This is a genomic window from Qipengyuania aquimaris (assembly GCF_009827445.1).
In the GTDB taxonomy this organism is placed as follows: Bacteria; Pseudomonadota; Alphaproteobacteria; order Sphingomonadales; family Sphingomonadaceae; genus Qipengyuania; species Qipengyuania aquimaris.
On the sequence record NZ_WTYI01000001.1, the window covers coordinates 2,220,775 to 2,246,669 of the forward strand.

Sequence of the window (25,895 nt, forward strand, 5' to 3'; positions counted from 1 at the left end):
CCCGATAGGCAAACACATTTATCGGGCGCTTTATGCAAAGATTTGACACCATAGTGATCGGCGGCGGGCACGCTGGCGTTGAGGCGGCCTGCGCGTCTGCGCGGATGGGCGCACATACGGCTCTCGTCAGTTTCGATCTGTCGAAGATCGGTGCGATGAGCTGCAATCCCGCAATCGGCGGCCTCGGCAAGGGTCATTTGGTGAGGGAGGTGGATGCTCTCGACGGGGTGATCGGCCGTGCTGCCGACGCGGCGGCAATCCATTACCGGATGCTCAATCGGTCAAAAGGCAGTGCCGTATGGGGACCGCGTGTGCAAGCGGATCGCGCGCTATTCCATGCGGCGGTGCAGGGCATCGTAGATTCTCAGTCGAATCTGACACTGGTTGAGGGGGAAGCGGCGGCGCTGAGGCTCGCAGATGGCACCGTTACGGGTATTGAGCTTGCCGACGGTAGTTCTATCGAGGCGCGCTCGGTCATTCTGTGTACCGGAACCTTCCTCGGGGGCACGCTCTTCCGCGGCGAGGAGCGTTTCGAGGGCGGGCGCATCGGAGAGAATGCCGCACATCGTCTGGCAGAGCAGCTGCGTGCTGCTGATTTGCCGATGGCGCGACTCAAGACGGGAACTCCGCCTCGCCTCGATGGGAGGACAATCGATTGGGCGCGGTTGGATGTTCAGCCTTCGGACGAAGAGCAGTGGACTATGTCCTCCCTTTCGAGTGGGCGGGCAAACCCTCAGGTCTTTTGCGCAATCACGCGCACGAATGAGGCGTCTCACGACATCATCCGCAACAATCTCGAGCGATCACCGCTATTCTCCGGCGCGATTGGCGCCGCCGGGCCGCGTTATTGCCCTTCGATCGAGGACAAGATCCATCGTTTCGGAGACCGGGACGGGCACCAGATCTTCCTCGAGCCGGAAGGTCTATCGACACGTGCGGTCTACCCCAACGGCATCAGTACTTCGCTTCCGGTCGACGTGCAGCTGGACATGCTCCGCGCGATAGAAGGCTTGGAGAAAGTATCGATGGAGGTGCCGGGCTATGCCGTCGAGTATGACCACATCGATCCGCGCGCCCTCCGTTCAACTCTCGAGGTGCGAGCCATTCCGGGCTTGTATTGCGCGGGTCAGATCAATGGCACGACCGGTTACGAGGAGGCCGCAGCACAGGGGCTTGTCGCGGGAATGCATGCGGCGGCGAGAGCGCTTGGGACCGAGGGTGCACAGCTCGACCGGGCAAATTCATACATCGCGGTAATGATCGACGATCTTACTCTACAGGGTGTGACGGAACCATATCGCATGCTCACCTCGCGTGCGGAATATCGTTTGCGGCTACGCGCAGCCAATGCCGACACCCGTCTCACACCCTTGGGGATCGATGTAGGACTGATTGGCGAGGGGCGCCGCCGGTGGTTTGAGGAGCGTGAAGGCAGGCGCGACGTGATCGATGCGTTTCTCTCGCAGACGATTTCTGCCAGGGATCTGCAGTCCAGCGCCCGCTCGGTGAAGCCGGATGCGCGCGGTCGAAGCGCCCGCGATTGGCTGAAGGGCGGTCACGTCACACTACAAGACCTTGCCTCTCAACTTGATGGTTTCGATGCCTCGGACTCCCTGGCTGTCGAGATGGCGGAGGATGCATTCTATTCGCCTTATCTGGAGCGACAGGATGCTGAGCTGCGCGAACTTCGTGCTGGCGAGCACCTGAGGATATCGGAGCAGTTCGTTTTTGCTGACGTACCTGGCTTGTCCAACGAAATGGTTGAACGTTTGACTGCGGCAAAGCCGCCAACCTTATCTGCGGCTGGACGAATACCCGGAGTTACTCCGTCTGCGCTTGCGGCGCTGATGGTGCACGTAAAGCGCGCAGAAGAGGTTCAGGCGCTGTGATAGAGCAAGAAAAAGAAGCGCGAGACTACATTCAAGAGAAGGGCGGGGCGCCCGCTCTTCGGTCGCTATCAGTGCTTTCCGAGCGGCTAAAAGACGAGAATCAGCGCCAAAACCTTGTTGCCAACGGGTCGCTGGACCACATCTGGATCCGGCATTTCGCAGACTCGGCGCAACTTCTGGACCATGTTCCACGTGAAACAAGGGGCCCCTGGCTCGATTTGGGGAGTGGTGCCGGCTTTCCAGGGCTGGTCCTCGCGATATTGCGGCCCGACATCGAGTTTGTGTTGATCGAATCGCGCCGTTTAAGGGTGGAGTGGCTCGAAAGAATGAGCTCCGAGCTGGGCCTTGAAAATTGCCGCATCAAGGGATGTCGTTTGGAGCAAGTCACTACTGTCGAGGCGGGAGTCATTTCGGCTCGCGCGTTTGCTCCGCTTGCCAAACTGCTGCTTTTATCCGCACGCTTCTCCACAGACGACACACGCTGGGTGTTGCCGAAAGGGCGTTCTGCGGCTCATGAAGTGCAGGAGCTACCCGGACGGGAGTCGAAAATGTTCCACGTGGAACAGTCACTCACGGATCAGGAGGCGGGAATTGTCGTTGGTCGGGGCAAAGTGAGGGAAAAAGCGTGATTACCGTCGCAATTGCCAATCAGAAGGGTGGCGTGGGCAAAACGACCACCGCCATCAATATCGCAACGGCGATGGCCGCCACCGGTTGGAAAACCCTCCTCATCGATCTTGACCCCCAAGGCAACGCGTCAACCGGCATGGGGATTGAGGCCGTCGATCGGAAGTATTCCAGCTACGACATTCTGCTTGAGCAAGGTACCTTGGCTCAATGCGCGCAGCCGACTGAAATCCCTGGCCTCGACATTGTCCCTGCGACCCAGGACCTTTCAGGCGCGGAAGTGGAACTGGTCGCCGTCGATGACCGCACTGCGCGCCTGTCGAAAGCGCTCTCACAGTCAGGTGCAACCGGTTTCGCAAGTTACGATATTTGCTTCATCGATTGCCCGCCGTCTCTGGGGCTTCTGACCCTGAACGCCCTCGGCGCGGCCGATACGCTCCTGGTGCCCTTGCAATGCGAATTCTTTGCGCTGGAGGGGCTGAGCCAACTTCTCCAGACGGTTGAACGGGTCCAGCAACGTTTCAATCCGGACCTGGGTATCGTCGGAATAGCTCTCACCATGTTCGATCGCCGCAACCGTTTGACCGACCAGGTTGCGGACGATGTTCGCGATTGCCTCGGGAATCTTGTTTTTGAGAACGTAATCCCGCGCAATGTACGACTGTCCGAAGCGCCCAGCCACGGCATGCCGGCGCTCGTATACGACCACAATTGTCCCGGTAGTCGCGCCTACATCGGATTGGCGCGCGAATTAATCGGAAGACTGCCCGAGAGGAGGAAGGCCGCATGAGCCAGGCAATCGATCGCAAGAAGAAGCTTGGCCGCGGGCTCGGCGCGCTGCTTGGAGAAGTCCAGCGCGAGGAGCCGTTGGTCAATTCCGGTAACGAAAGCAACGAGTTGGCTAGTGCAGCTGCCCCTTCTGTCACCTCGGGGCTCAGCTCGATCCCCGTTGCCGATATCGAACCATTGCCCGGGCAGCCAAGAACGCATTTCGACGACGAGGCGCTCGACGAACTGGCCGCATCCATCGCCCAGCGAGGCGTGATTCAGCCCGTCATCGTCACTGCGAGGGCGAGCGGAAAATATCGGCTGGTGGCCGGTGAACGCCGCTGGCGCGCTGCACAGCGGGCGCGACTTCACCAGATCCCCGCGATCGTTCGCGATCTGGAAGAGCGCGAAGTCCTCGCTCTGGCGCTTATCGAGAATCTCCAGCGTGAGGATCTCAATCCTTTGGAAGAGGCGCGCGCATATCAGAAACTCGCGGAAGACGAGGGCATGACCCAGGCCGAAATCGCAGGCCTGGTCGACAAATCCCGTAGCCACATCGCCAATTTGCAGCGCTTGCTGGCCCTGCCCGACGATGTCCAGGATCTCCTGGCTAACTCCAAGCTTTCAATGGGCCATGCGCGCGCCCTGATCGGCAATGACGACGCGTCTGCCATTGCGGCACGTGCTGCGAAGGAAGGACTTTCGGTCCGCGAGGTCGAGAAACTCGTACGCAAGGCATCTCGCCCGGCAGCCTCAGGTCGCGTCAAACCCCAGATCCCCGAAGCCGAAACGGACGCGGATATCGCGGCTGTCCAAGGGCATCTTGAGGAATTTCTCGGCTTGCCGGTGAAGATCAGGACGGATGAGACGCCAAGTACCGGTACGGTCACCATTCGCTACCATACGCTCGACCAGCTTGATCTGATTTGTCAGCGCCTCACGGGTGGCGACATCTGAGCCTGACAAAGTGACAAGAAATCAATATCTTGACGACTGAAAGCTCACTTTGACGGAGTGACCTCTCGATATACCGCCTTCTGTGGCTCGGAAATTGTTACGGGCACCAGCATGTATTCCTGGCCATAATAGCTTGGCACGCGGCGGAATTCGCCGCTGAGGGCGCTTTCCATGTAATCGTCCAGGTAGGCCTCGCATTCCCCGTAAGGCGAAGCCGGCACGTCTCGCGCATCATCAATGGCATCCCCGATCACACTGCCGGCCGCTGCGCCCAATCCGGTTCCTACCACCGTGCCAAGCAAGCGATTGCCATCGCCGGCTATCCGATTTCCGGTCACTCCTCCGATTGCTCCGCCTACCAGGGCGCCAAGTATTCTGCCGCGATCGGTCTCGTCGTAGGTGGCCAGCCGGTTGCGGCACTCCGCTAGCCATGCTTCGCGGTCGAACTGGACTACCCGCGCGCCAGCGGGGAGATCGATGACCTCTACCCGCTCACCACTACTACCCTGAGTGTAAATCCGCTGCTTAGTCACCGAGCTGGTGGGGGCCGCGGTCATTGATGGGGACTGGGTAAAGTCTGCGCCCGCACGGACAGGAACGTCCACGATCTCGACTCTTTCGATGACAACCGGAGGCTGGCGGGTCGGAATAACCCTCTGTGCGGGGAAGACGGTTTCCACGACTTCGGCCTCAATCCCAGGGGCATTTTGACCCTCGACTGCAAGGGTCGTGTCTCCATCAACTGCCTGAGCGAGCGCTGGAGTGTATGAACACAAGCATGCGCCAGACAGAACCATAGCGAAATATTTCATCCCGGACACTCCATGAGACAAGGGCTGTAAGCTTGGAGTTACCAAGCCAAGCCGGTTATCGCAAAGTACCACTGGAGACCGTCTTATTGCGGGGCAGAATCAGATCCGACCGGATAGGATCGACGCCAATCTCTCAACGCCGGCACGGTCGTCATGATCGAAACGAGCCTCATTAGGGCTGTCCAGATCGATGACAGCCACGACGCGGCCATCGCGGATAACAGGAACGACCAGCTCCGATTTCGTATCGGCATCGCAGGCGATATGTCCCGGAAAGGCATGGACATTCTCGACCAGCTGCGTTTCGCTGCTAGCAGCAGCGACACCGCAAACTCCACTTCCAAGTGGAATTCGGATGCAGGCTGGCCGGCCCACGAACGGCCCGAGTACGAGCCCACCTTCGACAAGGCGGTAAAAGCCCGTCCAATTCACGTCAGGCAGGAATTCCCACAACAAAGCGGCGGTATTCGCCATATTGGCCACGGAATCTGTTTCGCCCGACGTCAGGGCGTCCGCAGCCTCGCATAGTTGCCTGTAGGCTTCGGGCTTGGGGCAATCGGGATCTGGACGAAAATCAAACATGAAGGCGATCTAGGCTGCGCCGCGTGCGATGCAAGGGGCGTTGCGGGTAATGCGATGCTGGCGTAACGCTGGTTCGCATGAGCATCCTCAAGAAGCTGGGCATCGCCCTTCTCGTCATAATCGTGATCCTCGGGATCGTCTTCTTCTTCGTCTCGCGCGGGGATACGGCTGATATTCCCTTCGACGAGGTGGTGGGCGCTGATCCGCGACTGGATGAACCAAATGCCGAAACTTTCCCGACCATCGCAATTGCCGAACCCATCGGCTGGGCGGAAGGCGAAGTTCCGACTGCAGCCGAAGGCCTTCAGGTACAGCGTTTTGCAGAAGGGCTGGAACATCCGCGGACACTGCAGGCACTGCCGAATGGCGATATTCTCGTTTCCCTGACACGCGCTCCGGCCAAAGACGAGGGGGGCCTGACCGCTTGGATTGCCGACTTGCTAATGAGCAGGGCTGGCGCAGGTGGCGACTCGCCAAATCAGGTCGTGCTGCTTCGCGATGAGGACGGCGATGGGAACGCAGAAACGCGTCGGGTCCTGATCGAAGGGCTCGATTCCCCTTCGGGACTCGCTTGGAACGACGGCACTCTCTATGTCGCAAATCACGACGAAGTGCTTGCATTTCCCTACGAACTCGGCGGGGAAACTATAGCCACCGAAGGGGCGAAGATTGCCGACCTGGCGCCTGCTGGCGGCCATTGGATGCGCAACCTGGCCCTCCACCCAGACGGCGACAGGCTCTATGTCGCGGTCGGTTCGGATAGCAATATCGGCGACAAGGGGATGGAGGCGGAAGAGGGCCGCGCCCTGATCTGGGAAATCGATCTCGCTTCCGGAACCCAGCGCATATTCGCCGGGGGCCTTCGCAATGCAAACGGCCTCGACTTCAGCCCCTGGTCGGGCGAGCTGTGGACGACGGTAAACGAGCGGGACATGCTCGGCTCGGACCTCGTCCCGGATTACCTCACCAATGTTCCCGTAGGCGCACAATACGGGTGGCCGTGGGTTTATTGGGGCGACAACTTCGATCGCCGCGTCAAATACCCCTATCCTTCGTATATCAATTACATCCGCACGCCCGAGTATGCGCTTGGCCCGCACGTAGCGGCTCTCGGACTGGTCTTCAGCCGTGAAGGGGCCGCCCTGGGCGAGGACTTTTCGAGCGGTGCGTTTATTGCGCGCCACGGGTCCTGGAACCGGAAGCCGCCGTCGGGATACGACGTGGTCTACGTTCCCTTCGATGAACGCGGCAACCCGACCGGGCAACCGATCGAGGTGCTGGGCGGCTTCTTGACAGGCGACGGAAAAACCCGCGGGCGGCCGACCTGGGTCGAATGGGCCGGAGACGGCTCCCTTCTCGTCAGCGACGATACAGCAGGGATCATCTGGCGCGTGAGTTCTCCGGGTGCCACGCCGCAAGGTGGTATCGAGCGGGTCACAGGACGCAGCCTCCCACCTCAGCGTGAGCTTAGGGGGCAGGCTGCGACGTTCTCCGGAGAGGACTTCGCCCGGGAAGTGACGGTCGACTAAGTCGCGCGGCGCGACTTGCGTCAGCCCAAAAGCGCTTCGGTATCGATTGCGTAGAGGCCGTGCGAACCCGCGGTAGCTGCTGCGCGCAGGCCAGCTGCCTCAGGCACGATGCGGTCCAGGAAGAAGCGAACGCTTGCTTGCTTTGTCTTGGCTAGCGCCGGTGCGTTACCCGCTTCTACAGCCCTCATCTGGCGCAGGAGTTGCCATCCGGCGACTGCTACCGACAGCATCGTCGTGAACGGGACGCTGCCCGAAAGGCGATCATCGAGGCTGGCCTCTTCGCGCATCCATTTGGCAACAGCCGCGCAATCCCCCGCGAGCGCAAATAGCGCCGGTTCGTCGGCGCAGTCGCGCGCGATGTCTTCTGTAAGCGATATCAGCGCCTGTCCGTCGTCCATGCCCAGCTTTCGAGTGACGAGGTCGGCCGCCTGGATACCGTTCGTACCTTCGTAGATCGGTGCGATTCGCGAATCGCGCCAGTGCTGGGCCGCGCCGGTTTCCTCGACGAATCCCATCCCGCCATGGACCTGGATGCCCAGGCTTGCGACTTCGATCCCGATATCGGTACCCCAGGCCTTGATCAGCGGCGTCAGGACTTCGCCACGCGCACGAGCCGCATCGTCGCCCAGCGTTCCGCGGTCGACCTGACCGGCGGTGTAATAGAGGAGGGCACGCGATCCTTCCGTCAGCGCTTTCATTCTCAGCAACATCCGGCGCACATCGGGGTGCTCGATAATCGACACGGGATTGCGATCCGGAGAACCGGCGCGTGCCGACTGCACTCGTTCCTTCGCATAGTCCATTGCTTGCTGGGTGGCGCGCTCGCCGATCTGGACACCCTGGTTGCCGACATTGATGCGAGCGTTGTTCATCATCGTGAACATGGCCATCAGGCCGCGGTGCTGGGCTCCGACCAGTTCCCCGATGCATTCGTCGTTATCGCCATAGCTCATCACGCAGGTGGGCGAGGCATTGATACCGAGCTTATGTTCCAGGCTGACGCACCGCACGTCGTTCCGTGAACCGAGGTTGCCCTCTGCATCCACGTGGTATTTCGGCACAACGAAGAGCGAAATACCCCGGCTGCCTTCAGGCGCATCGGGTAGGCGTGCCAGTACGAGGTGGATGATATTCTTGGAAAGCTCGTGCTCGCCCCAGGTGATGTAAATTTTCTGACCCTTGATCCGGTATTTTCCGGCATGTTCGCCATCCTCGATCGGGATTGCGGTTGCCCTCAGCGCGCCAACGTCGCTGCCGGCCTGCGGCTCGGTCAGGTTCATCGTCCCGGACCATTCACCACTAACCAGTTTGGGAAGATACTTCTGCTGCAGTTCACCGGAACCGTGATGTTCTAACGCCTCAATCGCGCCAACGCTCAACATCGGCAGCAGGTTGAAGGCCATGTTTGCCGTGCCGAGGTTCTCCAGCACATTGCATGCAAGCGTGAAGGGCAGGCCCTGGCCGCCGAATTCGGCCGGGGACGCGATCGCATTCCAACCCTGTTCGACATAGGCCTCGTAGGCAGAGTCGAACCCGTCCGGCAGGCGCACGACCCCATTCTCGAGTTTTGCGCCCTCAAGGTCACCGATTCGGTTGAGGGGGGCGAACTCTCCTGCCGCGAATTGGCCCACGCCCTCGACAATAGCCTCGACCATGTCGGGCTCGGCGGCGGCGAACTTTTCGCTTGCTGCAAGCTCTTCGATTCCGGCGTTTACCCGAATGGCGAGCAGCTGATCCTGGGTGGCGGGAGTGTAAGTCACGAATGCATTCCTCTTGGCTTTCTCGAGCGTCAGATATAGCGCGCGGGCATGGGCGGCAAATACGCTACGGAAACGCTTCAGGCGAATGAAGGTGGCATTGCGCGTGCTGCAGCGATCTTGCGCGCCGGCGGGCTCGTGGCGGTGCCGACCGAAACGGTATACGGCCTTGCGGCCAGGGCTGACAGCGAAGAGGCAGTGGGTCGCATTTACGAAGCGAAGGGAAGACCAAGCTTCAATCCACTCATCGTCCACGTGCCTACGATCGAGCAGGCAGAACGCCTCGCTGTGTTCAGCGCAAGATCTCGGGAACTGGCGCAGGATAATTGGCCCGGACCCCTGACGCTTGTGCTGCCCAGGCGAGAAGATGCAGAATTGGCAGCGAGGGTCACGGCCGACCTGCCGACCTTGGCGCTGCGTATGCCCGATCATCCTGTGATGGCGGCGTTGCTCGAAGCGGTCGACTTTCCTTTGGCCGCCCCGTCCGCCAATCGCAGCGGGTTCATCAGCCCGACGAGCGCGAAGCACGTGCTTGCATCCCTCGACGGCCGGATCGATGCCGTGATCGATGGTGGGGCCTCGCGGTCTGGGCTCGAATCGACGATCGTCGCGGTGCGGGAGGACGACACCGTAGAGCAGCTTCGCCCGGGTCCGATTGAAGTTGCGCGGCGCAACTCCGGGTCCGGCACGGGATCTATCGAGGCACCCGGCCAACTCGCTAGCCACTATGCTCCCGGCAAACCCCTGCGCCTTAGGGCCGACGACCGTGCCGATGATGAGTTCATGATCGGCTTCGGAGAGATCGCTGGAGATTGCACGCTCTCCGAGGCGGGCAATCTGGAGGAAGCGGCGTCACGCCTTTATGCTTGCCTCCACGAAGGCGCACGGTCGGACAAGCCGCGAATTGCGGTCGCGTCCATTCCCGATCGAGGAATAGGCGCGGCGATCAACGATCGCCTGCGCCGTGCGGCAACACCGCCCGATTAGTCGTCTTCAGGTTCAACAGGGATGGTCGGCAGGATTTGCTGCATCTCGGCGTAAGTATCGCGTGCTTCGCTGCAGGATCGGCGATTTCCTTCCTCGCATTCATCCAGCTGCTTTTCATATTGCCGTTCCAGCTTGGCGAGACGCTCCTCGCGCCGGCGGATCTCGCGCCCGCGCTTTTCATCGGCTTCCGACTGGCTGGTAGTCGCCAAGTCTACACCTTTGCTGACAACCTTTACAGGAGCGGTCGCAACATCGACGAGCGTACTTACGCAGCCGCTTGCGGCTAGGGCGGCAAAGGGGAGGGTGAGAGTAGCTAGGCGGCGCATGCGAAATCCTTTCGCTGTGCCGCCTAGCTCAATTTCCCTTACTGGGCGATGACTTAGGCCTCGGAATCTTCGGTCTGGACATCCTGTGCCGGCTTGGCGCCTGCCCGGCACACGAGCTTGCCCGATCCCATCGACGATACTTCGCAGGTCGCGCTGCCGTTGACCGTCACCGTTCCAGATCCGACAATGCTGGCCTCTACAGTGCCGTCGGAAGAAAACTCCGCATCACCCGAGCCGGCGACAGTGACCTCTGCAGTCTCCACCTGCAGATCGGCCATTGCACCCTTGCCGGTTCCGGCAATGGTCATTTCGAGCGACTTGGCGTTGCCGGATGCTTCGAAATCGCCTGATCCCGCGATGGTTACTTCCAGCTTTTCGGCATCGATATTGCCGACCTTGGCCGATCCGGAGCCCGCGATGGTAGCTTCGGCGGGGCCGCTCATTTCGTCCGCCTCGATCGAGCCGGATCCAGCCAGGACCATGGCTGTCAGGCTCGGCATCGTAACCCGCACAGTGGCTGAGCCCAGGTCCTTGCCGCTGTCCTTTTCCCGGCTCACGGCGAGCGAATCGCTGTCGAGATGGAAGCGCAGCGCGTCGACCGCCGCCTGATCGCCGGAAACCTCGATATCGAGTGCGTCACCCTTGCTGATGATGACCGTGTCGGGCGAGGCCAGTACGAATTCCGAAGGATTCGCGCCCGCCATGTCGACTTCTGCCAGCGGTACGCCTTCGCTATCTCCGATAGTGACGTTCACGCCATCGCAGCCAGCAATCAGCGTGCTGGCGGCCAAAGCGGCGACGGGCGCGAGGCCCTTGAGTATTCTGGTCAGCATTGGTGGTTTCCCTCTATTACCCGCGTTTCCGTATTGCTTACGTAATACACCAATGCCACCAGTTCAAGGCAAACGAAAAGGGCCGCCCCTTGCGGAGCGGCCCCTTCGTCGATTTCCCGATGGCGTTCGCCGATCAGGCTTCTTCGGTGTTCTCGTAATACTGCGGCGCATGCTCGCGCAGCACACCGAGGATCTTTTCCAGCGCAGTTGCTTCGTCCGTTTCTTCCATCGCCGCGAGTTCGCGTGCGAGACGGCTCGATGCCGCTTCGAAGATCTGGCGTTCAGAATAGCTTTGCTCCGGCTGGTCGTCCGGACGGAAGAGGTCGCGCGTAACTTCGGCGATCAGGACGATTTCGCCCGAATTGATCTTCGCTTCATATTCCTGTGCGCGGCGCGACCACATGGTCCGCTTGACCTTGGGCTTGCCCTTCAGGGTTTCCATCGCTTCCTTGAGCGTCTTGTCCGAAGACAGCTTGCGCATTCCGATCGATTCGACCTTGTTGACCGGCACGCGCAGGGTCATGCGCTCTTTTTCGAAGCGAAGAACATAGAGGTCGAGCTGCATCCCGGCGATTTCTTCGCTCTGCAGTTCGATCACACGGCCCACGCCGTGCTTGGGGTAAACGACGTAGTCGCCAACGTCGAAGGCATCAGCCTTGCTCGCCATGCATCAATCCTTTCAACGGGCCGATCAAGATTTTCGCGCTGCGAAAGACCCTGTCCGCAATCCTCGGCGGAGTGCGGTCAAACGGTCAAATTGCAGAGTGAATGCTCTTCCGGCCCTTTCGATTCTCACATCTGGCCGGGAGCACACCGGCGCAGTTGTTGCATTATATAGCACAGAAAGTGGATTATTGCGAGTCTGAGACGCTTTCGGTCGATCCGGATCGCTTTCCCTGCGAGCGTTGCGCTACTAACTCGGCGCCGAGCAAGAGAAAGAAGCCGCTCGCATAGAACCAGGTGATCAGGACGATTACCGCACCTAACGAGCCGTAGGTGGCATTATAATTGCCGAAATTCGCGGCATAGTAGGCAAAGGCCGCCGTCGCTGCGATCCAGGTTGCCGCGAAAAGAATAGCACCGGGCCAGATCGCGCCCCACTCGGGTGCGGGCTTGTTCGGTGCGAAACGGTAAAGCAATGCGGCTGCTCCGCTCGCCACGACCAGGAGGCTCGCAAACCCCGCGATATCGCCGACCGGACCGGACAGTGCGGCAATCGCGGTAACCACGCCACCGGATGCAGCCAATCCCACGACGCCGGCAATCGTAATCAGGAGCGCGACCAGGTTGGCTCTGACGAAGCCGCGCTCTTCCTCCGCGCCAAATGCTACATTCAAACCTGTCATCAGGGCGCGCGCCCCGTTGCGGGCACCGACGAGGGCGATACCGAGCGACAACAGCAGGCCGAAGCCCTTCGCGCCGGCAGCCCCTTCGCTAACGTTTTCCAGTTGGTCGCCGATGAGCTCTGCGGCCGAATCGGGTAAATTGCGCGACAGTGTCGCGATATGGCCAGCGACCGTCTCCGGATCGGCGAAAAGGCCATAGCCGAGGACCAGCGCGCCGAGCGCCGGGACCAGCGCGAGCAGCGCGTAGTGCGCCACACCCGCAGCAATGATGCCGATGTTATTGTCGCTGCCCTTGGACCAGGCGGCCTTCAGGTCGTCCAGCAAGTCGATGTCTGGATCAGTCGCCTTCGCCGGGCTCGGGCGAGAAGTATTTGTCGAACTTGCCCTCTTCGCCCTTGTGCTCGTCGGCATCTGCAGGCGGTTCTTTCTGGCTGGTGATGTTCGGCCATTCGGCGGAGAACTTGGTGTTCAGCTCGAGCCATTTTTCCAGATTGTCTTCGGTGTCCGGCAGGATGGCTTCGGCCGGGCATTCCGGTTCGCACACGCCGCAATCGATGCATTCCGACGGGTTGATGACGAGCATGTTCTCGCCTTCGTAGAAGCAGTCGACGGGGCAGACCTCGACGCAATCTGTGTATTTGCATTTGATACAGGCGTCGGTGACGACATAGGTCATGGTGCGATATTTCCCTGTCTCGCAGTGGTCGTGCCGCTGCTATTTCCATTTTGTCCGTCCGGGTCAAGCTCGCGGTAACAAGCCTGGGCTTCTCTTGGGGGTCCGCGGCGATCGGGTAGGGAGAGAACTTCGATTAGCCGGACTGTGTTCCCAAGGGGCAGGGTGAGCACATCGCCAGGCTGGATATCCCGGCTGGATCGGGTGACGCGCTCGCCATTGCGCCGAATGTGACCCTTGCCGACCAGCTTGTTCGCTGCGCTGCGGGTTCGCACGAAGCGCAGCAAGCAGAGCAAACGGTCGATACGCACGCTCAGCCTTGCTTGATGAGATCGGCAAGCCCTGCAAATGCGCTGCCTTCGCGCGGTTTGCTCGCCGCAGGAGCACTGCGCTGCTGCTTGCGGCGGGATGGACGCCATTCCCAGCTGTCGGCACGGGGAGGGCCAAATGCGCCTTCTGCCAGGGGCTTCGCGCGCTGGACCCGGAAGCCAGCCTGTCCAAGCAGGCGCTCGGCGTTCTTTTCTTCCAGGCCGATCGAGATCGGAAGCGCGAGATTGAGGCGGAACTTGCGGGTTTTGTCCGCCTTGGCCCGCGCTTCGTGGGCGGAGCGAAAGATCTTTTCTGCAAGGTCGAGCCGGATGGCCTGCGACCCGGCATGGCGATAGCCCGACGGGAGCTTCTTCGCGTCCGGAATAACCGGCAGCATCGCCTCCTGCAGCGGACGCCGATCAATGCCCATAGCGCTGAGCAGTTGCCGCGGCGCAGGTTTGAGCAGCATCGGCGAATAAATGTCCAACGCGCCGAACGTCACGCCGATCTTGCGCAAGAAGGGTCGCATTTCTTTCGGCAGGTGCTCAATCCCTGCTTTCTCGCGCGTGACGAAACCGTGGCCCGAAATGAGATTCAGCAACAGGGCGCGGGCCTGCGATCCCGCATCCGGGTTGGTTGCCGCGATATGCATCTTGCGCAGCGGTTCGAGCGGTTCGAGCTGCTTATCGAGCCACTTGTCCAATGCGGCCATCAAGTTGGCCCGCGATGCGTCCGGAAGGCTTGCCAGCTCACGCGCAGGTTCGAGCTCCGGCTTCACCTGGCCGGCGCGCGTACGCAGTTTCGCCAGCATGTGCCCTCTCCACCGGATAGCACCGCGTCCCAGTTCGATATCTTCCAGATCAGAAGCGGCGAGGGCATCGGCACGTTCGCCCAGCAGGCGCGGAAGGGCCTTTTCAGCCGCGGCGAGCAGCATCTTGCGGTCCGCATGATTGGCTGCGGCATCGACTACGAAGCGAAACCCCTCGACGTGGCCCAAGGGTTCGTCCTCGACCTTCAGGATATTGTCGTCGGTCAGGGTGATGGGGAGCATGGATGCGTCCTGTCCCAGCGATTTCATCAGGATAGCCGTCCTTCGGTTTACGAATCTTTCGGTCAGCCGCGCATGGAGCGCGTCCGATAGTTTTGCTTCGACTGCGCGGGCGCGCGACGCGATTTCGTCACGCGCCAAGACCCAGTCCGGGCGCTGGCAGATATAGGCCCAGGAGCGAATCGCGGCGATCCGCCCTTGCAGCGTATCGATGTCGCCACTCGTATTGTCGAGTTCGGAGATCCGCGCCGCGACGAAGTCGGCCCCGATATAGCCCTGTTGGAGATCTTGCCATAACCGCGCCACAAAGCGGGCATGTACGTCCGGCCCGCGCTGGCGAAAGTCGGGAAGCGAGCAGGCCTCCCAGAACCGGCGAACCTGCCCGTGGCCGCGGATGTTGGCGGCGAAAGGCTCTTCGGCAAGGCGCTTGAGGGTGGCCAGGTCGATCGCTTCTGGCGCAAGGCGGAGCGCCTCGTGCCGGGGCGGCGTCTCCAGGTCGCCGATCAGCGTGGCGATACTGTCGAAACGCGGTTCCGCCTCTCTGCAGAACAGCCTCGTGATCGGGGCGAAGCGGTGCTCCTCGATCGCATACACTTCTTCCTCGGTAAACTCGGGGGCGGGCCCCATCTTCTCGCCTGCACCGGCGAGCGTTCCGAAGGTCCCGTCTCGCTGATGACGGCCTGCGCGCCCGGCAATCTGGGCCATTTCGGCCGGATGAAGCCTGCGCATCCGCACTCCGTCGAATTTGGTCAGCCCTGCGAAAGCCACGTGGTTCACATCGAGGTTGAGCCCCATCCCGATGGCATCGGTCGCGACGATGTAATCGACTTCACCATTCTGGAACAATTCGACCTGTTTGTTGCGCGTTTCCGGTGATAGCGCTCCCATGACAACAGCTGCACCGCCGCGAAACCTGCGGAGCATCTCGGCGACGGCGTAGACTGCTTCGGAGCTGAACGCGACAATCGCGCTGCGCGGCGGCAGGCGCGACAGTTTTCTCGGTCCGATGTGCGCAAGCGTCGAAAAGCGCGGCCGGTCGGATATCTCGGCGTCGGGAACGAGCGCCTTGACCATCGGCTCCAGGGTCGCGGCACCCAGCAGCATCGTTTCCTCACGCCCGCGCGCATTGAGCAGGCGATCGGTAAAGACGTGTCCCCGTTCGCGGTCGGCGGAGAGTTGTGCTTCATCGAGTGCGACGAAGGCTGCATCGGGAGACCGAGGCATGGCCTCCACCGTGCAGCACAGGTATCGCGCTCCGGCGGGCTCGATCCGCTGCTCACCGGTAATGAGCGCGACCGCCTTATCGCCCTTGATCGCGACCAGTCGATCATAGACCTCGCGCGCAAGCAGGCGCAGCGGAAAGCCGATAACACCGCTCGAATGCGCGCACATTCGTTCGATGGCGAGGTGGGTCTTGCCGGTATTGGTGGGCCCGAGGACCGCCTTGATCGAGGCGTCTTTCACGTAGCCTAGGTGGCAGCGCGATGCGGGCTTCGCAACCGCTCGCCACGCAATACCCGCAACTCGGCGCAATTCGGGTCCGAGCAGGCCTGAGTTAAGCGTGTCTTTACCTTGAATCCTGCATAGACTACTCCGCAAACATAGATCGGCGGGCGCGCGGGATCGCGCCATCTGTCGTGACGGAGGAATTCAGGTGCAGGTGTCCGATTTGGACAAGCCAGATCAGATTTCAGAGGAGCAGGCCGCTAATGAGCGCGCTCCTGATGCTGATCCTGTGGTCGATGCATTCCACCACGCCGGGAGCGCTGGCAAGTTCTCTCTCGGCGCTCTTAAATCGCAGGTCTTCGCTCGCATCGAAACACTCGACATCGCGCCCGATCTGGGGGCCGATATCGGCTCGAAGCGCTGGTTCAGGGGGCTGGGTACCTTTGTTGGCCTGTCTGTCGTAGCACTGGCATTCTGGCCTGATTTTGCACCGCTGGAAGCCGCTTCGCCGCTGCCTGACGATGGCGAGATCCTTGGCGAATACCATAGCCAGGCGATCCTTCCACTAGCGCTCGGAGCCGATACCGGGCGCCGGATGGGGCCGAGCAACCTCGTGAGACCGCTGGCCGAGGCGCCTGAACGTCCGCAATTACAGATGCTGGCAACGCTGGGGTCGGGAGACAGCTTCGAGCGAACCCTCCTGCGATCCGGCGTCGGCAGATCGGAAGCGCAAGACATCCTGTCGCTCGTGGAACGGGCCATGCCGCTGAGTGAGCTTGAGCCGGGCACCCAGATCGACATCACCTTGGGCCGGCGACCGGCTCCCGGGGCTTCGCGGCCTTTGGAAGAACTGAAGTTCCGCGCACGCTTCGATCTCGAATTGGCTGTTTCCAGGTTTGACCCCGGGGCGGACCTGACCCTGACGCGCAAGATCATCCGGGTCGATGAAACGCCGCTTCGCATCCGCGGAACCGTAGGCGAGAGCCTGTATCGATCCGCTCGCGCAGCCGGAGCGCCGGCAAGCGCGATCCAGGCGTATCTCAAGGCCCTCTCCGCGCAGGTCAGCCTCGACAGCGAAGTCCGCGAGACGGACACTTTCGATATGATCATCTCGCATCGCCGTGCGGCGACGGGGGAGCGTCAGGCGGGCCAGCTGCTGTTCGCCGGACTCGAGCGCGGTTCGCGCCAGCCGATCCAGCTGATGCGTTGGGGTAAGGACGGGCAGTTCTACGAAGCTTCGGGCGTGGGGGAAGAGCGCGGTGGTCTGATGGCTCCGGTCCCGGGCCGGATGAGCTCGAGTTACGGTATGCGTCGCCACCCCATCCTTGGCTACCGGCGAATGCATGCCGGGGTCGATTTCAAGGCGCGGCATGGCACGCCGATCGTCGCCGTAACCGACGGCCGGGTAACCGGCGCAGGTCGAATGGGCGGGTGCGGCAATGCGGTGCGCCTGCGTCACGGGAACGGCATCGACACGCGCTATTGCCACATGAGCCGGATCGCGGTGCGCGGCGGCCAGTCGGTCAAGCGCGGTCAGGTCATCGGCTACGTCGGATCGACCGGCCTTTCGACGGGACCGCACCTTCATTACGAAATGTATCGCGGTGGGCGCGCGGTGAATCCCGCTTCGGTGAAGTTCGTCACCCGCGCTCAGCTTTCAGGCGACGAGTTACAGAAATTTCGCGAGGCACTTCGCAAGATCAGAACCGTCGAAGCAGGTGCCGCGCTGGAGGATCTTGCCCCGACCGCCGACGAAGCGGCGGAAGACGGGCCGAAGCGCGAGATCGACAAGCTCAACATGCCTCAGCAGGTATCCTGAGATTGAACCGCCACAGCGATTGCGACACAGGGGCCACATGATGAGCAACGCATCCTACCCAGCCACGCGCATGCGGCGGACGCGCGCGTACGACTGGAGCCGCCGCATGCAGCGCGAAACCGTGCTGACCGCGTCCGATCTGATCTGGCCGCTTTTCGTGACTGACGGCGAAGGTGTGGAGGATCCGGTACGGAGCTTGCCCGGGGTGTCGCGCTGGTCGGTCGACGGGATCGTCAAGCGGGCGAGGGAAGCTGTTGACCTGGGTATCCCTTGCATCGCTCTTTTCCCGAACACGCCGGCAAGCGCGCGCAGCGAGGATGGTGCAGAGGCGCTCAACCCTGACAATCTGATGTGCCGAGCCATCAAGGCCGTTCGCGACGCTTGCGGAAGCGATATCGGCATCCTCACCGATGTGGCGCTCGACCCTTATACAAGTCACGGACAGGACGGGCTGGTCGATGAGGACGGCTATGTCCTGAATGACGATACCGTCGCAGTTCTAGTCGACCAGGCGCTGGTCCAGGCCGACGCCGGGGCGGATATCGTCGCGCCATCGGATATGATGGACGGCCGCGTGAAGGCCATTCGCATGGCGCTCGAAATGAACGGACATCCTAATGTCCAGATCATGAGCTACGCCGCGAAATACGCCTCGGCTTTCTATGGCCCGTTTCGTGACGCCGTGGGGTCTGGCGGTTTGCTGAAGGGTGACAAGAAGAGCTACCAGATGGACCCGGCCAACGGTGATGAGGCCTTGCGCGAAATCGCGCTCGACATAGCCGAAGGTGCGGATAGCGTCATGGTAAAGCCCGGCCTCGCCTACCTCGACGTTGTCTGGCGGGCGAAACAGCAATTCGGCGTTCCGATCTATGCCTACCAGGTTAGCGGCGAATATGCGCTGATCGAGGCAGGCGCTGCAGCAGGCATCGGGGACCGCGATGCCTTGCTTATGGAAAAGCTCGTCGCATTCAAGCGCGCTGGCTGTTCGGGCGTGCTAACCTATCACGCACCTGTGGCGGCAAGGCTGCTCAATGGCTGAAGCGGGTAGCGCAGCTTCGCGCCGCTGGCTTTTCACTCTCACGATCTTCGTGGGAAGCTTTCTGCTGTTCATGGTCCAGCCGATGGTCGCGCGCATGGCATTGCCGCGGCTCGGCGGCGCGCCCAATGTCTGGAACAGCGCGATGCTGGTTTACCAGGCGCTGCTTCTCGGCGGATATGCTTACGCACATTTCATCGGCAGGTTCACGATCAAGCGTCAGGCGATGGTCCACGTCGCCTTGCTCGCCCTCGCCGGTCTGACCCTGCCGCTCGCTTTGAAGGCAGGCGGCGCTGCGGCCCCGGGCTGGGAAGTCGTCTGGGTGCCCTGGCTCTTCCTCCTGACCGTGGGCCCGGTCTTCTTCGCCGTTTCGGCCCAGGCACCGCTGATGCAGAGCTGGTACGCCGCGGGCGACGGGGCGGGCGATCCCTATCCGCTTTATGCCGCCAGCAACCTCGGAAGCTTCGGCGGCCTGCTTGCCTATCCTCTCCTCGTCGAGCCCATCCTTCCTCTCGGTGAGCAAAGCCAGCTCTGGACGATCGGCTACGGCGCCTTGGTCCTGCTGGTCGCGAGCGTTGCCTTCGCGCGGCGCAAGGCGGTTGCGGTCACTCATGTCGCCGAAGAGGCGCATTCCAAGATCAAGGGCTCCACTATCGCGCTGTGGTTGATCCTGTCGGCCGTGCCTTCCGGGCTGATGCTTTCCACGACCACCTTCCTAACGACCGACATCATGGCGATGCCGCTGCTGTGGGTGATCCCGCTCGGTCTTTACCTGCTCTCCTTCTCGATTGCCTTTGCCGAGAACCGCACGCTCGCCCGGCTGTTCGTGTTGTCCGCGCCGGTATTGGTGCCCTTGTGTGCAGCGCTGTCGATCGGCGAGAAAGCGGACCTTGGGGTAACCGCCGGGATAGCCACGATTGCGCTGCTCTTCATCGGAGCGATTGCGCTTCACGCGCGCCTTTATTCACTGCGCCCGCCGGCGAGCGAGCTTACGCGCTTCTATCTCTTCATGTCGCTTGGCGGCGTGATCGGCGGGGCTTTCACCGCCCTGTTTGCACCGGTCCTGTTTGATTGGACTTGGGAGCATCCTATCCTGATCATCGCGTTGGTAGCGCTCTTGCCGCTGGACGGCTGGAAGCACCTGCTCGAGCGGATTCGCATCCGGGAAATCCTGTTTCGTGCCGGACTGGTATTCGCAGTTTTCTTCGTGATGATGCTTACGGGCCTGACGACACAAATTGCCCTGAGCACTGTGGGCGACCGGACCCGAAGCTATTTCGGGATCTACACGGTGGCGGAACAGAACGACGGATCGCGCTGGCTCATCCACGGCACCACAACCCACGGAATGCAGATGGAGGGAAGTACCGAGCCGACGACATATTATGGCCGCGATTCCGGTGTCGGTCGGGTGCTGGCACAGACGCCGCGGCTGTTTGGTGACGAGGCGCGGATCGGCGTAGTCGGCCTGGGGGTCGGAACGCTCGCCTGCTATCGCCAGCCGGGCCAGGAGTGGACCTATTTCGAGATCGACCCCGCCGTTCTCGACTATTCGACCCGGGGGCAATTCACCTATCTTTCGGAATGTACCCCCGAAGCGCAAACAATAATCGGTGATGCGCGTCTGGAGCTGGCAGCCTTGCCCAGCGATGCTTTCGATGTACTCGTGATCGATGCTTTCTCGTCTGATTCCATTCCGCTGCACTTGCTGACCCGCGAGGCGATCGCCGTGTACCGGCGGGTGATGCAGCCCGATGGCGTGTTGCTGATCCACATCAGCAATCGCTTTATCAGACTGGAGCCGGTCATCGAAGCTCTGGCGCGTGATGCCGGGCTAACCGCCACCATCCGCAACGATATGGAAAACAAGGAAGCGCGGACGTTCACGTCCGGCTGGATCGCGCTGAGCGCTGACGGATCCAAGCTCGAGAGCATTACCGAGCAGGACGGCTGGGAGCCATTGGGCGAGCCTGCCGAAAGGCTCTGGACGGACGACTACGCTTCGGTCCTTCCGCATCTGAAGGTGAACCTGAGCGAATGAACGGCATTCCCTTCCGGCATGAGACTGAGAGACTGGTCCTGCGGGACTGGAGGGACGAGGACTGGCCTCTTTTCTGGGAAGCGACCAATACCCCCTCCGTCATGCGCTGGCTGGGCGGGGTCTGCGATGATGAAAAGCGCACCGCAGCGCAAAACCGCCTCCTCTCGTACAAAAAGGAACACGGTCACACCTTCTGGGCGGTCGAGCGTAAGGACGATAGCGCCATTCTCGGCTTCTGCGGATTGAAACGGTGCAACCAGGCCGGCGGACCGGTCGGGATGATGGAGGTCGGCTGGCGCCTGCGCGAAGATGCCTGGGGCAAGGGCTACGCAAAAGAGGCAGCCATAGCTTCGCTGGATCTCGCTTTCGCCCGTTTCGGGGCGGAAGAGGTGATCGCCCTGACCGTCCACGGCAATTCCCCCAGCTGGGGCCTCATGGAGCGGCTCGGTATGAAGCGGCGCGAGGACCTGGACTTCGCCAATGACGAGTTTGACGAGGAGAGCCCTGTAATCATCGTGTACTCCATCGACGCGGATAGCTGGAATGGCTGACATTATCGCCGAAACCGGCCGTCTCGTCCTGCGGACAATCGAAGAGAGCGACGCTGCAGAGCAGATGCGCGTTCTCAACACGCCAACGGTGATGGCAAGGCTCGGAGGTGTAAAGGAACTGCACGAAATCGAGGCAAAGCATGCGAAGGCCCAGGCGCTGTATTCCCGTCACGGCTTCAGCTTCCTGATGATGATCGAAAAGACGACCGGCGATCTCGTGGGTCATTGCGGGATCAAGCAGGTCGACAACCCGCTTGCTCCGAACCAGGGCGATCACGAAGTCGGCTGGCTGGTCCGCGAAGACCGGTGGAGGCGCGGTTATGCGCGAGAGGCGATGGAGGCGGTGCTCGCATGGGCGTTTGGCCGGGTGGATGCGCCGCACGTCGTCGCCTTGACCAGCGAGGCGAATGTGGGAAGCTGGAAACTGATGGAAAAGCTCGGCATGACGCGGCGTACCGATCTTGATTTCGACGATCCCGATTACCCGCCCGAAGACACACGGGTCATCCAGTACAGCCTGACCCGCGAGGAATGGGAGAAGTACCAATGAACCGCCCCGGTGTGAACATCGTGCCGATCCACGGCAAGACTCCGAAGATCGACGACAGCGCATTCATTGCACCCGGCTGCACTATCGTTGGCGATGTCACGATCGGGGCCGAGAGTTCGATCTGGTACAACTGCGTCCTGCGCGCGGATGTCAGCCGTATCGTCATCGGGGAGCGGACCAATGTGCAGGATGGTAGCGTGCTCCATTGCGATCCGCCGCGTCCGGGCGATCCCGATGGATCGCCGCTCATCATCGGCGATGACGTATTGATCGGTCACATGGCCATGATCCACGGTTGCGTGATCGAAAACCGCGGATTCGTCGGTCTTGGCGCAATCGCGATGAACAAGGCCGTGATCGGCAGCGATGCCATGCTCGCCGCCGGCGCCATGCTCACCGAAGGCAAGGTGACGGGAGAGCGGGAGTTGTGGGGCGGTCGCCCCGCGCGCAAGATGCGTGACCTCGACGAAGCGGCGGTGATGGGCATGCGGATGGGTACCGCGCATTACGCGGAAAACGCGCGGCACCATGCGGCGGCAGTGGATGAAGCGCTCAAGAGCTGACCTAGCCGAACCCGGTGCGCTTACGCATTTGATCGATTCCGAGGGCCGTCTTGCGATCCGGGTCACTCCGGGCGCCCGGACACAAGCAATTCTGATCGAGAACAAAAGGGTGTCGGTCAAAGTCCGCGCCAAACCCCAGGATGGCGCGGCAAACGAGGCGGTGCGTGTCCTGCTTGCTCAGGCTTTGCGCGTTGCGCCGTCCCAGGTCGAATTGTTGCGCGGCGCAACTTCGCGCGAGAAGCTCTTCAGGATTATCCGGCAGCTTTGACGTAAGCGCCCATGTGCGGGACCAGGTCCGCCTTGCCGAGATCGACGCCGTTCATGCGCATGATCGCGTAGGCCGTGCTGGTGTGGAAATAGAAATTCGGCAGCGCCCAATCGCGCGCATATTCCTGCGCCGAAAGGTGGAAGGTCATGCCGATAGGCAATGTCATGTCGAATTTTTCTTCAGCGCCAAGAAAGTCGTCCGGACGAACCCGGTCGAGCATGGCCAAAGCTTCGCTGATCCGCTCCTTGGCTTCCGCGAAGGTGGTGGGGTCTTCGTCTCTAGAGGTGAAGTCGAGGCCTGCCAGCCTGGTCAGGCCTTCACCGGGCAGATTGGTCACGAAGCGATATTGGGTGGAGAGCGGAAGCATGTCGTCCGCCAGCTTCTCGGCCAGCAATGCATCGCCCTTTTCGTGCTTGGCAGCCTTGTCGGTCATACCCGAAAGGGCGCGCAGCATGTTGCGCCAGGTCGGTATCAGCAAATCGTGAGGTGTCATCGAATTCTCCCGGACAGGCGCTTGGCCTAGCCGGAGCAGCCGCGGCGTCAATCCCTCACGAGCGAGCGCAGCGCCTCGATCCGGTCCGCTTCGTGCGGAGGCTTGTCCCAGCGGATGCGGTGGATGCGCGGAAAGCGCATGGCGAGGCCGGACTTGTGCCGCTTGCTCTCGTGCACGCTGTCGAAAGCCACCTCGAAGACGAGGCTCTTGTCGGTTTCGCGCACCGGTCCGAACCGGTTGACGGTATTGCTGCGCACGTGCCGGTCGAGCTTCTTCAGTTCCTCGTCGGTAAAACCGGAATAGGCTTTCCCGACAGGTAGCAGGTCGGCTCCCTGGTCGGGATCGCCGTCCCAGCAACCGAAGGTGTAGTCGGAAAAGAAGCTGGATCGCTTTCCGCTGCCGCGCTGCGCATACATCAGCACGCAGTCGACCAGCAGCGGATCGCGTTTCCATTTGTACCAGTAGCCGACGCGTCTCCCCGCGATATAGGGGCTGTCCTTGCGCTTGAGCATAAGGCCCTCGATCGCATCGTCGCGGCTGCCTTCGCGGATTTCTGCGAGGTGCTCGAAATCGCGGGCCTCGACCAGGCTCGAAAGATCGAAATGGCTTTCCGGTAACCGGGCCATCAGCCGCTCCAGCGCCGCGCGGCGACGGGTCCAGTCCTTTTCCCGCAGGTCGTTCCCCTCGGCGATGAGGACGTCATAGAGGCGTACGAAAGCGGGCGCTTCGGCAAGCATCTTCTTGCTCACGGTCTTGCGGCCGAGGCGCTGCTGGAGCGCGTTGAAGCTGGCGGCGCCGCCCGCCTCTCCGCCCTGGACATTGCCTCGCACCAGCAATTCCCCGTCGAGCACGGCGTTGAACGGAAGCACATCGAGAAGTTCGGGGAACGTCGCAGAGATATCGTCGCCACTGCGCGAATAGAGCCGGGTTTCACCGCCTGCCCGTACCAGTTGCACGCGGATGCCGTCCCATTTCCACTCGGCGGCATATTCCGTCAGGTCGACGACCGTTTCTTCCAATGGGTGCGCGAGCATGAACGGCCGGAAGGTGGGCAGGTTCTCGATATCGGGCGGGTCCTTGCCGTGCGCCGCCCAGTTGAACAGTTCGGGGTAGGGCGCGGCGAGGCCGTGCCAGTACTCCTCGACCTCGTCGACCGACACGTCGAACGCCTGTGCGAAGGCGGTCTTCGCCAGACGGCTCGAGACACCGATGCGCATTCCGCCGGTCGCCAGTTTGAGCAGGGCATAACGACCAGAAGCGTCGAGCCGGTCGAGCAGGCGCGGCAGTTCGGTGACCACGCTCTTGCGGTTCATCGAGGACAGGAGCTCGACCGCCTCGCTCACAGAGGGCGGGGAGGGTGGCTCCTCCGGTGCCGGCCAGAGTAGGCTGGCGGTTTCTGCCGTATCGCCGACGAAATCGCGGCTGAGTGTCCACAGGACCGGATCGACGCGGTCCTTCATCAGATTGCGGATAGTCGAACTCTTCACGGCTGGAAAATCCAGACCGTCAGCAAGTGCAGCCAGCGCCCAGCCACGGTCGGGATCGGCTGTGGCCCTCAAATATTCCGCGATCAGGCGCAACTTTTCGTTGCGCGAACGCGTATAGACCAGGGCATCGACGAGTGCGGCAAACTCTTCCACGCTCAATCGTCCTCGTCTTCATAGCCGACGAGAGCCAGCGCGCGGGCGCGCCTTTGATGCAACTGGCACCAGCGCAGCAGCGCATCCTCGCGTCCGTGGGTAATCCAGTTCTCCTGCGCATCGACTTCGCGGATCGTGCGGGTGAGCTCGCCCCAGTCCGCGTGGTCCGAAATGACCAGCGGCAATTCGACGTTTCGCTGACGAGCACGCTGGCGCACACGCATCCAGCCGCTTGCCATGGCAGTGATCGGATCGGGCAGGCGGCGGCTCCAGCGATCGTTCAGCGCAGATGGCGGACATACGACGATGGCCCCTCGCATTTCTTCTTTTGTGTGGTCGGCGACCAGCCGAAGCTCGCCAAGATCCACGCCGTGCTCCTCGTAGAGACGGCACATCTTCTCCATCGCGCCGTGCAGGTAGATCGGGTCCGTGTGCCCCGCTTTCCGCAATTCCGCGATGACGCGCTGCGCCTTGCCCAGGGCATAGGCACCGACAAGCACGCAGCGATCCGGATGGGCGGCGAGCCGGTCCAGCAGCTTTCGCATCTCCTCCTCGATCGGGGGATGGCAGAATACGGGCAGGCCGAAGGTCGCCTCGGTGATGAAGATGTCGCAAGCCGTGACCTTAAAGGGCGGGCAGGTGGGGTCGGCGCGTCGCTTGTAGTCGCCTGTAACGATCACTCGTTCGCCCGCATGTTCCAGCAGTATCTGCGCGCTGCCGAGAACATGGCCTGCCGGGATATAGGTCGCATCGACTCCGCCGGGCAGGCGGATCGTTTCGCCGTATTCGACCGGGGTAGCGCCGTCGGAAGTCGCGTAGCGCAACTTCATGATCGCCAGCGTTTCGGGGGTGGCGACGGTCTGCCCATGACCTCCGCGCGCGTGGTCGGCGTGGCCATGTGTCACCAGCGCCTTGTCGACGGCCCGTGAAGGATCGACCCAGCAATCGGCCGGCTCGATGTAGATCCCGTGCGGTTCGGGTTTGATCCAGGAAAAAGGCGCGGCCATCGCCGACTCAAGCGAAAGGGGCGCGAACCGTTCCCGAT

Annotated in this window: 26 protein-coding genes; 13 read left to right on the forward strand and 13 right to left on the reverse strand. The window is 61.7% G+C overall.

The features are described from left to right. The first annotated feature begins 32 nt into the window (after nucleotides 1-32). From mnmG to GRI34_RS10920, 4 genes are read left to right on the forward strand one after another with little or no spacing between them, the layout of a single operon-like run. A complete protein-coding gene (mnmG, locus tag GRI34_RS10905) occupies nucleotides 33-1,889 on the forward strand; it encodes a tRNA uridine-5-carboxymethylaminomethyl(34) synthesis enzyme MnmG (protein WP_160595943.1) in 1,857 nt (618 codons plus the stop codon). Continuing rightward, the gene (rsmG, locus tag GRI34_RS10910; protein ID WP_160595944.1) at nucleotides 1,886-2,518 is read left to right on the forward strand and encodes a 16S rRNA (guanine(527)-N(7))-methyltransferase RsmG; all 633 of its coding nucleotides are present in this window, start codon (nucleotides 1,886-1,888) and stop codon (nucleotides 2,516-2,518) included. Before mnmG ends, rsmG begins: the two co-directional genes overlap by 4 nt. Continuing rightward, the gene (locus tag GRI34_RS10915; RefSeq protein ID WP_160595945.1) at nucleotides 2,515-3,306 is read left to right on the forward strand and encodes a ParA family protein; all 792 of its coding nucleotides are present in this window, start codon (nucleotides 2,515-2,517) and stop codon (nucleotides 3,304-3,306) included. The genes rsmG and GRI34_RS10915 overlap by 4 nt, the downstream gene beginning before the upstream one ends. Next, nucleotides 3,303-4,241, forward strand: a complete 939-nt coding sequence (locus GRI34_RS10920) for a ParB/RepB/Spo0J family partition protein (protein ID WP_160595946.1) — start codon at nucleotides 3,303-3,305, stop codon at nucleotides 4,239-4,241. The genes GRI34_RS10915 and GRI34_RS10920 overlap by 4 nt, the downstream gene beginning before the upstream one ends. 44 nt (nucleotides 4,242-4,285) lie before the next feature. Here the strand turns inward: GRI34_RS10920 and GRI34_RS10925 are convergent, their stop codons facing one another. Together GRI34_RS10925 and GRI34_RS10930 are read right to left on the reverse strand one after the other, a co-directional pair. After that, entirely contained in the window at nucleotides 4,286-4,798 is a 513-nt protein-coding gene (locus GRI34_RS10925; RefSeq protein WP_160595947.1) for a glycine zipper domain-containing protein, read from the reverse strand. 354 nt (nucleotides 4,799-5,152) lie between these two features. Further along, nucleotides 5,153-5,635, reverse strand: a complete 483-nt coding sequence (locus tag GRI34_RS10930) for a GAF domain-containing protein (protein ID WP_160595948.1) — start codon at nucleotides 5,633-5,635, stop codon at nucleotides 5,153-5,155. A 77-nt stretch (nucleotides 5,636-5,712) separates the two neighbouring features. Between GRI34_RS10930 and GRI34_RS10935 the strand changes: the two genes are divergently transcribed. Next, the gene (locus GRI34_RS10935) at nucleotides 5,713-7,164 is read left to right on the forward strand and encodes a PQQ-dependent sugar dehydrogenase (protein ID WP_160595949.1); all 1,452 of its coding nucleotides are present in this window, start codon (nucleotides 5,713-5,715) and stop codon (nucleotides 7,162-7,164) included. 20 nt (nucleotides 7,165-7,184) lie between these two features. On the opposite strand, the gene GRI34_RS10940 is transcribed toward GRI34_RS10935, so the two are convergent. Beyond that, nucleotides 7,185-8,924: an acyl-CoA dehydrogenase gene (locus GRI34_RS10940; protein WP_160595950.1), complete on the reverse strand. Its 1,740-nt coding sequence runs from the start codon at nucleotides 8,922-8,924 to the stop codon at nucleotides 7,185-7,187. Between the two features lie 48 nt (nucleotides 8,925-8,972). Here GRI34_RS10940 and GRI34_RS10945 point away from each other — a divergent pair, with 48 nt between their 5' ends. Further along, nucleotides 8,973-9,908 carry an L-threonylcarbamoyladenylate synthase gene (locus GRI34_RS10945; RefSeq protein WP_160595951.1) on the forward strand — a complete coding sequence of 312 codons (936 nt, stop codon included), beginning with the start codon at nucleotides 8,973-8,975 and terminating at the stop codon, nucleotides 9,906-9,908. On the opposite strand, the gene GRI34_RS10950 is transcribed toward GRI34_RS10945, so the two are convergent. The 7 genes from GRI34_RS10950 to GRI34_RS10980 form a co-directional block, all read right to left on the reverse strand. Next, nucleotides 9,905-10,234: a hypothetical protein gene (locus tag GRI34_RS10950; RefSeq protein ID WP_160595952.1), complete on the reverse strand. Its 330-nt coding sequence runs from the start codon at nucleotides 10,232-10,234 to the stop codon at nucleotides 9,905-9,907. The two genes, GRI34_RS10945 and GRI34_RS10950, sit on opposite strands and share 4 nt — an antisense overlap. Nucleotides 10,235-10,287: 53 nt before the next feature. Next, nucleotides 10,288-11,067: a head GIN domain-containing protein gene (locus tag GRI34_RS10955; RefSeq protein ID WP_160595953.1), complete on the reverse strand. Its 780-nt coding sequence runs from the start codon at nucleotides 11,065-11,067 to the stop codon at nucleotides 10,288-10,290. Between the two features lie 133 nt (nucleotides 11,068-11,200). Further along, a complete protein-coding gene (locus tag GRI34_RS10960) occupies nucleotides 11,201-11,734 on the reverse strand; it encodes a CarD family transcriptional regulator (RefSeq protein ID WP_160595954.1) in 534 nt (177 codons plus the stop codon). Between the two features lie 184 nt (nucleotides 11,735-11,918). Further along, nucleotides 11,919-12,737 carry a YihY/virulence factor BrkB family protein gene (locus GRI34_RS10965; protein ID WP_199800151.1) on the reverse strand — a complete coding sequence of 273 codons (819 nt, stop codon included), beginning with the start codon at nucleotides 12,735-12,737 and terminating at the stop codon, nucleotides 11,919-11,921. A 13-nt stretch (nucleotides 12,738-12,750) separates the two neighbouring features. Continuing rightward, nucleotides 12,751-13,089 (reverse strand): ferredoxin FdxA, encoded by a 339-nt coding sequence (fdxA, locus tag GRI34_RS10970; protein WP_040964444.1) that lies wholly within the window; start codon nucleotides 13,087-13,089, stop codon nucleotides 12,751-12,753. Next, nucleotides 13,086-13,505 carry an RNA-binding S4 domain-containing protein gene (locus GRI34_RS10975; RefSeq protein ID WP_199800152.1) on the reverse strand — a complete coding sequence of 140 codons (420 nt, stop codon included), beginning with the start codon at nucleotides 13,503-13,505 and terminating at the stop codon, nucleotides 13,086-13,088. The genes fdxA and GRI34_RS10975 overlap by 4 nt, the downstream gene beginning before the upstream one ends. Next, nucleotides 13,400-15,907, reverse strand: a complete 2,508-nt coding sequence (locus GRI34_RS10980; protein ID WP_160595957.1) for a helicase-related protein — start codon at nucleotides 15,905-15,907, stop codon at nucleotides 13,400-13,402. Before GRI34_RS10980 ends, GRI34_RS10975 begins: the two co-directional genes overlap by 106 nt. 205 nt (nucleotides 15,908-16,112) lie before the next feature. Here GRI34_RS10980 and GRI34_RS10985 point away from each other — a divergent pair, with 205 nt between their 5' ends. The 7 genes from GRI34_RS10985 to GRI34_RS11015 are packed head-to-tail and all read left to right on the forward strand — an operon-like array spanning nucleotide 16,113 to nucleotide 22,717. Continuing rightward, nucleotides 16,113-17,708, forward strand: coding sequence for a M23 family metallopeptidase (locus tag GRI34_RS10985; RefSeq protein WP_199800153.1), 1,596 nt, complete (start codon nucleotides 16,113-16,115; stop codon nucleotides 17,706-17,708). A 40-nt stretch (nucleotides 17,709-17,748) separates the two neighbouring features. Next, nucleotides 17,749-18,747: a porphobilinogen synthase gene (gene hemB, locus GRI34_RS10990; RefSeq protein WP_160596502.1), complete on the forward strand. Its 999-nt coding sequence runs from the start codon at nucleotides 17,749-17,751 to the stop codon at nucleotides 18,745-18,747. Continuing rightward, nucleotides 18,740-20,785, forward strand: a complete 2,046-nt coding sequence (locus GRI34_RS10995) for a spermidine synthase (protein ID WP_160595958.1) — start codon at nucleotides 18,740-18,742, stop codon at nucleotides 20,783-20,785. The genes hemB and GRI34_RS10995 overlap by 8 nt, the downstream gene beginning before the upstream one ends. After that, on the forward strand, nucleotides 20,782-21,336 hold the full coding sequence (locus tag GRI34_RS11000) for a GNAT family N-acetyltransferase (RefSeq protein WP_160595959.1): 555 nt from the start codon (nucleotides 20,782-20,784) through the stop codon (nucleotides 21,334-21,336). Before GRI34_RS10995 ends, GRI34_RS11000 begins: the two co-directional genes overlap by 4 nt. Further along, nucleotides 21,329-21,886 carry a GNAT family N-acetyltransferase gene (locus tag GRI34_RS11005; RefSeq protein ID WP_160595960.1) on the forward strand — a complete coding sequence of 186 codons (558 nt, stop codon included), beginning with the start codon at nucleotides 21,329-21,331 and terminating at the stop codon, nucleotides 21,884-21,886. The genes GRI34_RS11000 and GRI34_RS11005 overlap by 8 nt, the downstream gene beginning before the upstream one ends. Beyond that, nucleotides 21,883-22,449 (forward strand): gamma carbonic anhydrase family protein, encoded by a 567-nt coding sequence (locus GRI34_RS11010; protein WP_160595961.1) that lies wholly within the window; start codon nucleotides 21,883-21,885, stop codon nucleotides 22,447-22,449. Before GRI34_RS11005 ends, GRI34_RS11010 begins: the two co-directional genes overlap by 4 nt. Next, entirely contained in the window at nucleotides 22,430-22,717 is a 288-nt protein-coding gene (locus tag GRI34_RS11015; protein ID WP_160595962.1) for a DUF167 domain-containing protein, read from the forward strand. Before GRI34_RS11010 ends, GRI34_RS11015 begins: the two co-directional genes overlap by 20 nt. On the opposite strand, the gene GRI34_RS11020 is transcribed toward GRI34_RS11015, so the two are convergent. The 3 genes from GRI34_RS11020 to GRI34_RS11030 are packed head-to-tail and all read right to left on the reverse strand — an operon-like array spanning nucleotide 22,701 to nucleotide 25,857. After that, nucleotides 22,701-23,210: a DUF1993 domain-containing protein gene (locus GRI34_RS11020; protein WP_160595963.1), complete on the reverse strand. Its 510-nt coding sequence runs from the start codon at nucleotides 23,208-23,210 to the stop codon at nucleotides 22,701-22,703. The genes GRI34_RS11015 and GRI34_RS11020 overlap by 17 nt on opposite strands. Before the next feature lie 47 nt (nucleotides 23,211-23,257). Next, nucleotides 23,258-24,850 (reverse strand): cisplatin damage response ATP-dependent DNA ligase, encoded by a 1,593-nt coding sequence (locus GRI34_RS11025; RefSeq protein WP_160595964.1) that lies wholly within the window; start codon nucleotides 24,848-24,850, stop codon nucleotides 23,258-23,260. 2 nt (nucleotides 24,851-24,852) lie between these two features. Further along, complete coding sequence (locus tag GRI34_RS11030; protein WP_160595965.1) at nucleotides 24,853-25,857, reverse strand: ligase-associated DNA damage response exonuclease; 1,005 nt, start codon at nucleotides 25,855-25,857, stop codon at nucleotides 24,853-24,855. Between the last annotated feature and the right edge of the window lie 38 nt (nucleotides 25,858-25,895).